Source organism: Tenacibaculum larymnensis (genome assembly GCF_028829235.1).
Classification (GTDB): domain Bacteria; phylum Bacteroidota; class Bacteroidia; order Flavobacteriales; family Flavobacteriaceae; genus Polaribacter; species Polaribacter larymnensis.
Genome location: NZ_JAIWJY010000010.1, coordinates 89,321 through 102,248 on the forward strand (window position 1 = coordinate 89,321; position 12,928 = coordinate 102,248).

Genomic DNA, 12,928 nt, shown 5'->3' on the forward strand with positions numbered 1-12,928 from the left:
AAAAAATAAAATGAAAATTGTAGCTACTAACATTGGAGAAAGAAAAGAAATTGATTGGAAAGGAAAAATTGTGACAACAGGTATTTTTAAATTCCCTGTTGAAACTCCTATTTTTTTAGATGTAGAAAAAGTAAAAGATGATGCTATTTGTGATAGAAAGTATCATGGAGGAATAGACCAAGCAGTGTATGCTTATTCAGAGAAACATTATGCATATTGGAAAGAGTTATACCCAAATTTAGATTGGGAACTTGGAATGTTTGGTGAAAACTTGACTGTTTCGGATTTAGAGGAAAGTCAATTGCACGTTGGAGATACTTTTAAAGTGGGAGAAGTTATTATTGAAGTTACGAAGCCGCGTCAACCATGCATGAAACTTGGTGTACGTTTCAACGACATGAAGATTGTAAAACAGTTTTGGCAACAAAATTTACCAGGAGTCTATTTTAAAATACTTCAAACAGGTTTTGTAAAAGCTGGAGATGAGTTTGAACAGGTTAAAAGCTGCCCTCAAAACCTAACCATTGAAGAAGTGTATAAGAGTAAGAGGGAAGCGAAGTTTAAACCTAAAAACTAAACTTTTTAGAATCTAAAATATTTTTTGAAGCCATAGAGGCAAACCCCATTTTGTACAAAATATCAGCTCTGGTATTTTCTTTATGATTCAGTGTTTCCATAGTTTCTATTATATCTTTTTTGAAACCATTTCTATGATAAGTTTTATGAACTTCTTTAATAAAAGGAGTGGGAACTTGGAAACAGTGTGAACCAATCACATCCATAGCTGCCCCTTTTGATAGTAAATAAGCTTCATTACCAAACTTCTTTTTGTCTACTGAAGGATATAAGTGCATATCAATAGCCGTTTTAATAATAGTAGCTTTATTTTCAGTGTCATTTTTCTTTACAAAATCATCAGCATAAGAACCGCCATAATTAGCAAAACATTGTTGACTACATACATGGTTGTGAGAATCAGTCAAACCAATATCATGCAGCATTGATGATACAAAAAGTAATTCTTTATCATAGTGTAATTTTTCTGAAAGAGCAATTCCAGCCGACCAAAAAAAGGTTCTATAAGAATGATATAAAAGTATCGGGTTACATAACTCATTTGCCTCTTCTAAAGCCAGTTTAGATAGTTTAGAGTCTGGAATTTCAATAGTGTTAATGTCAAAATCTAGTTTAGACTTAATGCCAGTTTTATATAAAAACTTAGCATAAGTTTCTTTTAATTTAGAAGTAATTAAGAGTTTTTTAAATTGTTGAACTTCTTTTCTGTTGAGTACAGAAGGACTATGGTTATTATGTATTTGCATTGCTTATTTTTTTCGATCAAAGCAAATATAAAACAAAACATACTAACCGGTATGTTTTTTAAATCTAATATTATTTTAAACCAGTTAAGTAAAGTTTTAATTGCTTTAAATGATGGGTATAAGTATCTGTCTTATTGCTTAATTTTCCTAAAGCTCTAGCTCCCCAATAGCTAGCTATAATAAAATCAGCAACTTCTTCAGCGTTAATACTTGGGTTTAAGGTGTTATTTTGTTGTTCTTTGATTATAGAACTAGAAATAGCATCTGTCCATAGCGATTTTACTTCGTTAAGAGCCTGTTTGAAGTCGTTGTCTAATGGAGACATTTCTTGAGTTAAGTTGGCTAGAGGACAACCATGCTCTATCTTTAAAAAAGAGTTGTGTAAAAGTAATTCTTCAATCATTGTGTATAAAGAATCACATAAACTATCGGGAGAAGAGAGAGAACTAATAGATAAGTCAATAGTTTTTGGTTGTATTATCTCTTTAATAACAGCAATTCCCATTTGCTTTTTGTTCTTAAAATGATAATAAAAAGCACCTTTAGTAACTTTAGTAGTAGCTATTATTTCATCTATACTGGTAGATTGATATCCCTTTTTATAAATAAGTTCAAAAGCTTGTTGTAAAATAGTTGCTCTTGTGTTCGCAGATTTTTTCATTCGTTATAGCGTACTCTTTATTAATTTACATGTAGTACAAATTTACTATTATGTATATAACAAAGTAATGCTAAAACTAAAATTTAGGTTAAAAAGAGATTTTAGCTAGGGGTATTCCATCCATGGATGAAGTTCTCTATAATAAAACTAAAGAATTCATAAGTCAATATTATTGAAGTAATACCCCCGATGAGTTTAAGTATATTTTTATTCATTTTGTTTTTGTTCTAACTCAAACACTTTTTGTAACATTTTATCATCTTGCTGATCTACTTTATATAAGCCTTCATCGCTAAAAAGTTCACGAGCTATTAATACTTTTAAGTTACTACGAAGCTGGTTTTTTGTTCTTTCAGAAAGTCTGAAGTCTTTAAGTTCTGCTAAGAATTTGTTAGAAACTTTATTGTCTTTATCAAAATTGCTAATAAAATCTTCAACTGTTAGTGAAGCCAATTTTTTACGATTATCGTCCACATAAGAGAAGGCAAAATCATTTAAAGGACGGAAGAATATTGTAGGAATATATGCTGAGGTGTCGACTGCTACAAAATAATCAGGAATAATTCCACCACCACCATATACCACTTTTCCTTTAGGAGTTGTGTATTTTAAGCTATCAACAGTTTTAATACTATCCTTGGTAAATAACTCACCATTTTCTAATCGATGTTCAAAATCGTGACTGTATTCTTCTGAATCTGCGTCTTTTTTATAAGGTTTTTGAATAGATCGCCCTGTTGGAGTATAATACCTAGCAGTAGTTAATCGCACGGCAGAACCATCACCTAAATCCATTTCTTGTTGCACCAATCCTTTTCCAAAAGAACGACGGCCAATAATAATACCTTTGTCATTATCTTGTAAAGCACCAGCTACAATTTCAGAAGCAGAAGCAGAGTTTTCATCTATCAATACATACAAACCTCCATTTTCAAAATCTCCTTTATCAGTAGCGAAAGACTCTACAATATCACCTTTATTATTTTTTGTAAATACAATCAGCTTTTCATCTTCCAAAAACTCATCAACAATATCATTAGCAATATCTATAAAACCACCACCATTTCCACGAAGATCTAGAACTAAATCTGTCATTCCTTTAGTTAGTAATTTATTTAGAGAAGACTTAAACTCAATATAGGTGTTACGGGCAAAACGATCTAACTTTATATAACCAATACTATCGTTTAGCATATATGCAACATCAACACTTTTAATATTTACCTTACCACGATTAATGGTAATGTCAAAAATACTATCGTTGGTTTTTCTGTAAACCTGTAAGTTTACTTTGGTGTTTGGCTTCCCTTTTAAAGCTTTCATTATTTGGGAAGTTTGTAATTTTTTTCCGTGCAGCGTATCCTTATCTGCAAGCAAAATTCTGTCACCTGCTTTAATACCAGCCTCAATACTTGGTCCGCCTTTAATAGGTTCAATAACTGTTATGGTATCACCAATCATTCTAAATTGAACACCAATACCAACAAAATTACCTTGCATGTTTTCGGTAACCAATTGTAAGTTTTCCTTTGGAATATATACTGAATGTGGGTCTAATTTGCCTAACATTTCGGCAATCGCTCCATCTAGTAATTCATCAGTATTTACATCATCAACATAATCACTTTGAATATAGTCTATCAAGCGTTTTATTTTACGTTCGCTTGATGAGCTTTTTCCAATAAGGTTACTTGAGTTTCCATTGCTAAAAAAAGTTCCGATAAGAATACCGAAAATTACAGCAATAGATAAATATATAGGTAAATTATTCTTGTTCATAAGGTAAATACGTCAGTTCAACACCTGCTTTTTCTAAAAAATCCAATCCTGATCGATCTTTGTATGCTTGGGCGTATACTACACGTTTTATTCCTGCTTGATGTATTAATTTACTACATTGTTGGCAAGGAGAAAGTGTAATATATAAAGTAGCACCTTTACACGATTGTGTTGAAGAAGCTACTTTTAAAATAGCATTGGCTTCGGCATGTAATACATACCATTTGGTGTATCCTTCTTCATCTTCACAATAATTTTCAAAACCAGAAGGAGTACCATTATAACCATCAGAAATAATCATTCGATCTTTAACAATTAAGGCACCTACTTTTTTACGAATACAGTGAGAAAGTTGTCCCCATTCATTTGCCATTTTTAAATAGGCAATGTCGTATTTTAATTGTTTTTTCTTCAAAATTTTCAGTGTGGTTTTTCTTAGATAAGCTAAGGTAGTTAGATTTGAGTTAGTTAGGCGTTAATTTTTTACCAAAAAACTCGGTCAAACATCATTTGTAAGGCAAACCCGATAACGATAGAAGACATGATTAAAATCCAATCGCGACGGTTTACACTAAAGATTGATTGTACTAAAGCACCAATTAATAAAATTCCTAATACAATAATAATTTGTGCTACTTCTACACCTAATGCAAATTCTAATAAAGGTAAAAATTTATCAGAAGTTTTTCCAATCATAATTTTAAAATAGTTGGAAAAACCAAGTCCGTGAATTAATCCGAAAAATAAAGCAAAAAATAAATTCTGATTTTCTTTTCCTACTGATGCCTTTTTAGCAGTTAATACATTCATTAATCCAGTAATAAAAATGGTTAATGGAATTAAAAATTCAATTAAATCTGCTCGGACATTTAATATTCCATAAGCTGAAAGTGCTAAGGTTATCGAGTGTCCAATAGTAAATAAAGTGATTAACCATAAAACTTTTGTCCACTGCTTAAATTGATATACAACAGCTAATACAATTAAGAATAAAATATGGTCATAGGCTTTAAAATCTAGTACATGAAACAAGCCTGTTTTAAAGTAGAAGATAAAATCGTTCATTCGGGGTTTTTAAATTTTTATTTGTCGATCTATTTGTTGGTCTAAAGATATAAAAGTTTCGGTTCTCGAAACCCCTTTTATGGTTTGAATATCCTTATTTAACAAATGCATTAAGTCTTCATTGTTTTTACATAGTATTTTAATGAAAATAGCATAGTTACCAGTAGTGTAGTGACTTTCTACAATCTCAGGAATTTCTTTTAAACGTTTAATTGCTGAAGAGTATAGGCTAGAAGAATCTAAAAAAACACCAACAAAAGCGGTAGTAGTGTACCCTAATGCTTTTGGGTTTAATATCATTTTGTAACCATCAATTAAATCCGATTCGTCTAACTTTCGTAATCGTTGATGAATGGCAGCACCAGATATACCCACTTCTCGAGCAATGCTTAAAATAGGAGTACGTGCGTCTTTAACAAGACGTTTGATAATGATTTTATCAATTCCGTCAATTTTTAATTTTCTAACCATGAAACAAAAATAAGGAAAGTTTGATTATCAATAAAAAACAATAAATTATTGTTTTTCGATAATTTTATTATATTTGCCTCCTCATTAATTAATCAAAAATTGAATATGAAATCAGTATTAAGTATTTTAAAGGTTTTTTGTACACTATTAGTAGTTAGTGTGTTTGTCGATTTTATAAAAAGGCTACATAAAATTTTCTATTACTTGTTTAATGGAGGAGAAAGATCTTTAGTTTTTAATATGCAAATACCAGATAATTGGCCAGATGGTGTGTATCACTTTTTATCAATTATTTCCTTAATTCTGATTGTTTATATGGTTCTTTTAACGGTTGATTTTAGACAAGTAATTTTTAATTTTTCAAAAGATGATGTTTTTACAACTGAAAATAGTAAGCGATTAAGGAGGGTAGGAAAAGGGCTAATTATTTATGGGGTTGTAGTTTTAGGTTTTAAAATAATATTAGGTTTAGCAATTGATGGAAATTCGTCTTTAAGTACAAGTTCAGACCCAGCTTACAATGGCGGATATGTATTAGGATATACTGTAGGTACATCAATAAGTAAAATGCTACCAATATTTGCAATGGCTTTATTTATACAATTTATTTCTTTCATTGTAGGTAAAGGAAATGTATTGAAACAAGAAAACGACTTAACAATATAAGGTATGCCAATTATTGTAAACTTAGATGTAATGCTTGCTAAACGGAAGATGAAAAGCAAAGAGCTGGCAGAAATTGTGGGAATTACTACGGCAAATTTATCTATTCTAAAATCAGGAAAAGCCAAAGCTATTCGTTTTTCTACGTTAGAAGCTATTTGTAAAGCATTAGATTGTCAACCAGCAGATATTTTAGAATTTGTAGAGGAGTAAAAACAGAAGATTCTGTACCTTTACAGTTATGTATGCGTTGGTAGATTGTAATAACTTTTATGCTTCTTGCGAACGGGTTTTTAATCCGAATTTGCAAGGAAAACCAGTAGCCATTTTAAGCAATAATGATGGTTGTGTTATTTCAATGAGTGATGAAGCAAAAAAGTTACAGCTTCCATTTGGGGCACCAATTTTTAAGTGGGATCAGTTCTGTAAAAACAACAATATCTCGGTACTGTCCTCAAACTATCCACTATATGGTGATATGAGTGCTAGGGTGATGAAGATTTTAGAACAATTTTCTCCAGATGTAGAAGTATACTCTATTGATGAAGCTTTTTTACAATTCAAAGGTTTTGATGAGTATGATTTTAATTCCTACGGGAAAGAAATTAGAGAAAGACTATTGAAGTGGACGGGGATTCCAACCTGTGTAGGAATTGCACCAACAAAAGCGTTAAGTAAAGTAGCCAATAAAATAGCTCGTAAATTTCCAAAAGAAACAGGAGGAGTATATGTAATAAATTCCGAAGAAAAAAGAATCAAAGCATTACAGTGGACTCCTATAGAAAGTGTTTGGGGAATTGGAAGAGGTATACAGAAGAGGTTGCTCGCCAAAGGATGTAAAAAGGCATACGATTTTACCCAGTTAGATGATAATTGGGTATTGAAAAATCTTTCTATAACAGGCTGGAAGTTAAAAAAAGATTTAGAAGGAGAGTCTAAAATAGAATTAGATGAACCTACTAATAAGAAAGCAATAGCAACAACCCGAAGTTTTGAATATACATTTTCTGATATAGATAATATTAAAGAAAGAATTTCAACCTTTGCGGTGAGTTGTGCAGAAAAATTACGCAAACAAAACTCTAGTTGTCATATGGTGATTGTTTTGCTACGAAGTGATTATCATAAAAAAGATACTGAACAACATCGAGTGAGTAAAACAGTTGTGTTTCCATATCCAACAAACTCCACATTAACGATAAGTAAAAGTGCAGTACAAGCGGTAACAACTATATTTAAAGAAGGAATAAAGTATAAAAGAGCAGGAGTAATTGTAACAGGATTGGTTCCTTCAGATAATTATCAGATAGATATGTTTGCAAGAGAAAATCCGAAGCATGCCTCTTTAATGAGTGCGATTGATAAAATTAATCAGACTTATAAAGCAGATAAGATTAAATTAGCCAATCAAGATTTACAACGTACTTGGAAGATGCGTCAAGAACGATTATCGCCCAAATACACTACAAATATTAACGATATTATTAAGGTAAAATAAGTTTAGTTAAATAACAAACAATAAGATGTTACGAAAATTAAAGCCAGTAAAAGCATCAGAAGCATTGACTTTTTTCTTGCCAAAAGAGTTAAATGAAAGTGAAGGAGCTATTTTAATGGATACAGGTATTTCTGCAGGGTTTCCTTCTCCTGCTGATGATTTCAGGGAAACGCGTATTTCGTTAGATGAAGAACTTATTAGAAATAAAGAAGCTACTTTTTTTGCACGAGTAAGTGGACAGTCGATGATTGGTGCAGGGTTAGATGACAATGATTTATTGGTAATCGATAGAAGTATTCCTCCAACCAATAATAAAATTGCAGTATGTTTTTTAGATGGTGAGTTTACTGTAAAACGTCTGCGAGTTGAAGGTAGTGAAGTTTGGCTACAACCTGAAAATCCAGATTATCCAATTATAAAAATCACTGAAGAAAACAACTTTATTATTTGGGGAGTTGTAACTAATGTGATTAAGAAGGTGTAGCGGATAACCAAGACCGCTTTGCTGTTAGATAGAAGAATCAAGACTTTTTTTAGAAAGATCAAAGAGTCAATCTGAATTTTGTGTGAAGAATCTCAAAATAAAAAAATCCAGCAAATAGCTGGATTTTTTTATTTATTCTAAAAATCTTGTGTCTTAAAAAAGATTAACAAAACTCTTCGTAAGCAGCGGCTAAATTCTGAGCAATAGCTTGTGCAGAACGCCCTTCAATATGATGACGCTCTAACATGTGTACTAAATTACCATCTTTAAATAAAGCAATTGCAGGAGATGATGGAGGGAAAGGAATCATATATTCTCTCGCCTTCGCTGTAGATTCTTTTTCTACACCTGCAAAAACTGTAGTTAAGTTCGTAGGAGTTTTATCTGCTCCTAAAGAAGCGATAGCACCAGGTCTTGCAGTACCTGCAGCACACCCACAAACAGAGTTTACCATTACTAACGTAGTTCCTTCTTTGGCTAAAGCATTGTCAACATCTTCAGCAGTATATAAAGCTTCAAAACCGGCATCGATTAATTGATCGCGCATTGGTTTTACTAATTCTTCTGGATACATATTTTTGAATTAAAATTTAAGGCAAAGATACTTCTTTTCGTGCCAACAATCAACTCGAAATAAGTATGGAGATAGATTGGTAATGTTTTATCTTTGTAGCCTCTAAAAAACAAACAATGGGAAAATTTGCAAAATGGCTTGGAGCTGGAGCTGGCTTTACATTAGGAGGGCCAATAGGAGCAATAATTGGGTTTGCTGTAGGAAGTTTTATTGATGGAATTTCTGTAGAAGATTTTGTACAAGAACAGCAAGAATTTCAAAAAAAGACTGGAGGTCAACCAAGAAGAGGAAGAGCTACATCAGGTGATTTCGAAATAAGCTTGCTAATATTAGCATCAGTAGTTATAAAATCTGATGGAAAAATAGATAAGAGAGAGTTAGATTATGTTCGTGCTTACTTTGTGAAAATGTATGGTAAAGAACGAGCAAATCACGCATTCAAGCTATTTAATGGAATAATAAAAAAACAAATATCTACACGCCAAGTTTGCTTACAAATACGTCAGTATATGTCTCATGCTACGCGATTACAATTGTTACATTTTTTGTTTGGAATAGCAAAAGCAGATGGGCAAGTAACTAGTGTAGAGGAAGAAGAAATTAGAAAAATAGCAAGCTATTTATATATCAATGAATATGATTACTCATCAATAAAAGCAATGTTTTATGATGAGTCTGATGGAGCTTATAAAATGCTAGAGATAACGAAAGAATCGACTAACGATGAAGTGAAAAAAGCCTACAGAAGAATGGCTAAAAAACATCACCCAGATAAGTTACAAAACTTAGGAGAAGAGCATAAAAAAGGGGCTAACGAGAAATTTCAAAAAATTCAAGCAGCTTACGAACAAATTAAAAAAGAACGTGGGATTAGTTAAAATGTTCAGATAAAATTAAGAATTATGTGAAAAACACCTCAAATTTGAGGTGTTTTTTTATGTCTCAAATTCAACAATTACAAGAAAATACGTAATTTCGCACATTCAATTAATAAACCGACAAAATGAGTAAGAAGTTTACTGAATACAAAGGATTGGATTTACCAAAAGTAGCAGAAGAAATATTAAACTATTGGGAGGAAAACAACATCTTTGAAAAAAGTATTACTACACGTGAAGGAAACGAACCATTTGTGTTTTTTGAAGGACCACCTTCAGCAAACGGTTTACCAGGAATTCACCACGTAATGGCACGTGCCATTAAAGATATTTTTTGTCGTTATAAAACCCAAAAAGGATACCAAGTTAAGCGTAAAGCAGGTTGGGATACACATGGTTTGCCTGTAGAATTGGGAGTTGAAAAAGAATTAGGAATCACCAAAGAAGATATTGGAACCAAAATTACGGTTGAAGAATATAACGAAGCATGTAAAAAAGCTGTAATGCGTTATACCGATATTTGGAACGACTTAACTCAAAAAATGGGATATTGGGTAGATATGGAAGATCCATATATAACCTATAAACCAAAATATATGGAATCGGTTTGGTGGTTGTTAAAACAAATCTACAATAAGGATTTGTTATACAAAGGGTATACAATTCAGCCATATTCACCAAAAGCAGGAACTGGATTAAGTTCGCATGAATTAAATCAACCAGGAACGTATCAAGATGTTACAGATACTACAGTAGTAGCTCAGTTTAAAACGATAAAAGAAACATTACCAGACTTTTTACAAGTTGATGGAGATGTACACTTTTTAGCTTGGACAACTACACCATGGACACTTCCATCGAATACAGCATTAACGGTTGGACCAAAAATAGAATACGTTTTAGTTAAAACATTCAACCAATATACATTTGAGCCAATTCAAGTGGTGTTGGCTAAAAACTTAGTGTCAAAACAATTTGCTGGGAAGAAGTTTAATCAAGTAGAAGATGTAGCGGAATTAGCAAATTATGCAGAAGGAGATAAGCAAATTCCATATGCAGTTGTAAAAGAATTTATAGGAAAGGACTTAGTAGGTATTAAATACGAGCAATTATTACCATTTGCTTTACCATATCAAAACCCAGAAAATGCTTTTAGAGTAATTTCAGGAGATTTTGTAACTACCGAAGATGGTACAGGTATCGTACATACAGCCCCAACATTTGGTGCTGATGATGCTTTAGTTGCAAAACAAGCAACTCCAGAAGTGCCGCCAATGTTAGTGTTAGATGAAAATGAAAACCCAGTTCCATTAGTAGATTTACAAGGGAAATTTCGACCAGAAATGGGAGAATATGCAGGTAAATATGTAAAGAATGAATACTATACAGATGGTGAGGCTCCAGAAAAATCGGTAGATGTAGAATTAGCAATTCAACTAAAAACAGAAAACAAAGCCTTTAAGGTTGAAAAATATGTACACAGTTATCCTAACTGTTGGCGTACGGATAAACCAATTTTATACTATCCGTTAGATTCTTGGTTTATCAAGGTAACTGACGTTAAGGATAAAATGTTCGATTTAAATGAAACTATTAACTGGAAACCAAAATCAACAGGAGAAGGACGTTTTGGTAACTGGTTAAAAAATGCGAATGATTGGAACTTATCACGTTCTCGTTTTTGGGGAATTCCATTACCAATTTGGCGTACTGAAGACGGAACAGAGCAAATCTGTATCGGTTCTGTAGCTGAATTAAAAGAAGAGATTCAAAAGTCAGTTGATGCAGGCGTAATGTGTGAAGACATTTTTGCTGATTTTGAAATAGGAAATATGTCAGAAGATAACTATGATAAAATCGATTTACACAAAAATGTAGTAGATAAAATTATCTTAGTTTCTGCTTCAGGAAAACCAATGAAGCGTGAAAGCGATTTAATTGATGTTTGGTTTGATTCTGGTTCTATGCCATATGCACAATGGCATTATCCATTTGAAAACAAAGAATTAATTGATAATAAAGAAAGTTATCCAGCTAACTTTATTGCAGAGGGAGTAGACCAAACTCGTGGATGGTTCTATACATTACATGCTATCGGAACAATGGTGTTCGATTCTGTAGCTTATAAAAATGTAGTGTCTAACGGATTAGTGTTAGATAAGAACGGGCAAAAAATGTCAAAGCGTTTAGGAAATGCAGTAGACCCATTTACTACATTATCTGAATATGGTCCAGATGCTACACGTTGGTATATGATATCAAATGCAAATCCTTGGGATAACTTAAAATTTGATTTAGCAGGAATAGAAGAAGTAAAACGTAAGTTCTTCGGAACTTTATATAATACCTATTCATTCTTCTCTTTATATGCAAACATTGATAACTTCACCTATAGTGAAGCTGAAATAGCTATTAATGAAAGACCGGAGATAGACCGTTGGATTTTATCTGAATTAAACACGTTAGTTCAAAAGGTAGATAAATTCTATGCAGAATACGAACCTACGAAAGCTACTAGAGCTATTTCTGATTTTGTACAAGATCATTTAAGTAACTGGTATGTACGTTTATGTAGAAGACGTTTCTGGAAAGGAGAATATGCACAAGATAAAATTTCAGCATATCAAACGTTATACACTTGTATGTTAACGGTAGCTAAATTAGGTTCTCCAGTAGCACCTTTCTTTATGGATCGTTTGTATAAAGATTTAATAAAAGCTACAGGAAAAGAAAGTTTTGAAAGCGTACATATAGCAGAGTTTCCTAAATATAATGCTGATTTAGTAGATAAGTCGTTAGAGCGTAAAATGGAAAATGCACAAACAATATCTTCGTTAGTATTATCTTTAAGAGCTAAAGAAAAAATTAAAGTACGTCAACCGTTACAAAAAATTATGATTCCTGTATTGGATGCAACGCAGAAGGAAGAAATTTTAGCAGTAGCAGACTTAATAAAATCAGAAGTTAACGTTAAGGAGATAGAGTTATTAGACGATGCTTCAGGGATTTTAGTAAAACAAATCAAACCAAATTTTAAAGCTTTAGGGCCTAAGTTTGGTAAAGATATGAAGTTGATAGCTAATAAGATACAAGGGTTTACACAAGATGATATCATCAAAATAGAAAAAGAAGGTGAAATTTCTGTGGAAATTAACGATAAATTGATTACTTTAGGAACCGCTGATGTGGAGATTTCATCGAAAGATATCGAAGGGTGGTTAGTAGCCAATGCAGAAGGGTTAACAGTTGCTTTAGATGTTACAATAAACGACGAATTACGCAAAGAAGGTGTGGCAAGAGAATTAGTTAATAGAATTCAAAACGCACGAAAAGACACAGGTTTAGAAGTAACCGATAAAATAAAATTAACCATTTTACAAGCTGATGATTTAAGAGAATCGGTATTGGCAAATGAAAACTACATTAAAGCAGAAACATTAACAAATGAATTAGTTTTTGTTGATGATTTAAAAAATGGTACAGAAATTGAGTTTGATGCCATTAAAAGTAGAATGTTAATTGAAAAAATATAG

14 protein-coding genes are annotated in these 12,928 nt (G+C 32.1%); 7 read left to right on the forward strand and 7 right to left on the reverse strand.

The window, feature by feature from the left end; translation table 11 throughout:
* The first annotated feature begins 10 nt into the window (after positions 1 to 10).
* On the forward strand, positions 11 to 577 hold the full coding sequence (locus LCI24_RS13870) for an MOSC domain-containing protein (protein WP_274640914.1): 567 nt from the start codon (positions 11 to 13) through the stop codon (positions 575 to 577).
* On the opposite strand, the gene LCI24_RS13875 is transcribed toward LCI24_RS13870, so the two are convergent.
* The 6 genes from LCI24_RS13875 to LCI24_RS13900 all read right to left on the reverse strand — a co-directional run bounded on the left by LCI24_RS13875 (position 567) and on the right by LCI24_RS13900 (position 5,298).
* Positions 567 to 1,322: an HD domain-containing protein gene (locus LCI24_RS13875; protein ID WP_274640915.1), complete on the reverse strand. Its 756-nt coding sequence runs from the start codon at positions 1,320 to 1,322 to the stop codon at positions 567 to 569. The two genes, LCI24_RS13870 and LCI24_RS13875, sit on opposite strands and share 11 nt — an antisense overlap.
* A gap of 70 nt (positions 1,323 to 1,392) precedes the next feature.
* Positions 1,393 to 1,983: a TetR/AcrR family transcriptional regulator gene (locus LCI24_RS13880; protein WP_274640916.1), complete on the reverse strand. Its 591-nt coding sequence runs from the start codon at positions 1,981 to 1,983 to the stop codon at positions 1,393 to 1,395.
* A 207-nt stretch (positions 1,984 to 2,190) separates the two neighbouring features.
* On the reverse strand, positions 2,191 to 3,762 hold the full coding sequence (locus LCI24_RS13885; RefSeq protein WP_121148607.1) for a S41 family peptidase: 1,572 nt from the start codon (positions 3,760 to 3,762) through the stop codon (positions 2,191 to 2,193).
* The gene (locus tag LCI24_RS13890) at positions 3,749 to 4,180 is read right to left on the reverse strand and encodes a deoxycytidylate deaminase (protein WP_047789925.1); all 432 of its coding nucleotides are present in this window, start codon (positions 4,178 to 4,180) and stop codon (positions 3,749 to 3,751) included. The genes LCI24_RS13885 and LCI24_RS13890 overlap by 14 nt, the downstream gene beginning before the upstream one ends.
* 65 nt (positions 4,181 to 4,245) lie before the next feature.
* Positions 4,246 to 4,827, reverse strand: a complete 582-nt coding sequence (locus LCI24_RS13895) for a HupE/UreJ family protein (RefSeq protein WP_099214652.1) — start codon at positions 4,825 to 4,827, stop codon at positions 4,246 to 4,248.
* A gap of 9 nt (positions 4,828 to 4,836) precedes the next feature.
* Entirely contained in the window at positions 4,837 to 5,298 is a 462-nt protein-coding gene (locus LCI24_RS13900) for an Lrp/AsnC ligand binding domain-containing protein (protein ID WP_047789927.1), read from the reverse strand.
* Positions 5,299 to 5,403: 105 nt separating this feature from the next.
* Here LCI24_RS13900 and LCI24_RS13905 point away from each other — a divergent pair, with 105 nt between their 5' ends.
* From LCI24_RS13905 to LCI24_RS13920, 4 genes are read left to right on the forward strand one after another with little or no spacing between them, the layout of a single operon-like run.
* Positions 5,404 to 5,964, forward strand: coding sequence for a DUF2975 domain-containing protein (locus tag LCI24_RS13905; RefSeq protein ID WP_274640917.1), 561 nt, complete (start codon positions 5,404 to 5,406; stop codon positions 5,962 to 5,964).
* A 3-nt stretch (positions 5,965 to 5,967) separates the two neighbouring features.
* Entirely contained in the window at positions 5,968 to 6,174 is a 207-nt protein-coding gene (locus LCI24_RS13910; protein ID WP_047789930.1) for a helix-turn-helix domain-containing protein, read from the forward strand.
* A 28-nt stretch (positions 6,175 to 6,202) separates the two neighbouring features.
* Positions 6,203 to 7,459, forward strand: a complete 1,257-nt coding sequence (locus LCI24_RS13915; RefSeq protein WP_274640918.1) for a Y-family DNA polymerase — start codon at positions 6,203 to 6,205, stop codon at positions 7,457 to 7,459.
* Between the two features lie 25 nt (positions 7,460 to 7,484).
* Positions 7,485 to 7,943, forward strand: a complete 459-nt coding sequence (locus tag LCI24_RS13920) for a LexA family protein (protein WP_099214650.1) — start codon at positions 7,485 to 7,487, stop codon at positions 7,941 to 7,943.
* Positions 7,944 to 8,106: 163 nt separating this feature from the next.
* On the opposite strand, the gene LCI24_RS13925 is transcribed toward LCI24_RS13920, so the two are convergent.
* Complete coding sequence (locus LCI24_RS13925) at positions 8,107 to 8,517, reverse strand: BrxA/BrxB family bacilliredoxin (RefSeq protein ID WP_099214649.1); 411 nt, start codon at positions 8,515 to 8,517, stop codon at positions 8,107 to 8,109.
* Between the two features lie 116 nt (positions 8,518 to 8,633).
* On the opposite strand from LCI24_RS13925, the gene LCI24_RS13930 reads away from it, so the two are divergent.
* Both LCI24_RS13930 and ileS read left to right on the forward strand, forming a co-directional pair.
* Positions 8,634 to 9,395 (forward strand): TerB family tellurite resistance protein, encoded by a 762-nt coding sequence (locus LCI24_RS13930; RefSeq protein WP_274640919.1) that lies wholly within the window; start codon positions 8,634 to 8,636, stop codon positions 9,393 to 9,395.
* 125 nt (positions 9,396 to 9,520) lie between these two features.
* Positions 9,521 to 12,928 carry an isoleucine--tRNA ligase gene (gene ileS, locus LCI24_RS13935; protein WP_274640920.1) on the forward strand — a complete coding sequence of 1,136 codons (3,408 nt, stop codon included), beginning with the start codon at positions 9,521 to 9,523 and terminating at the stop codon, positions 12,926 to 12,928.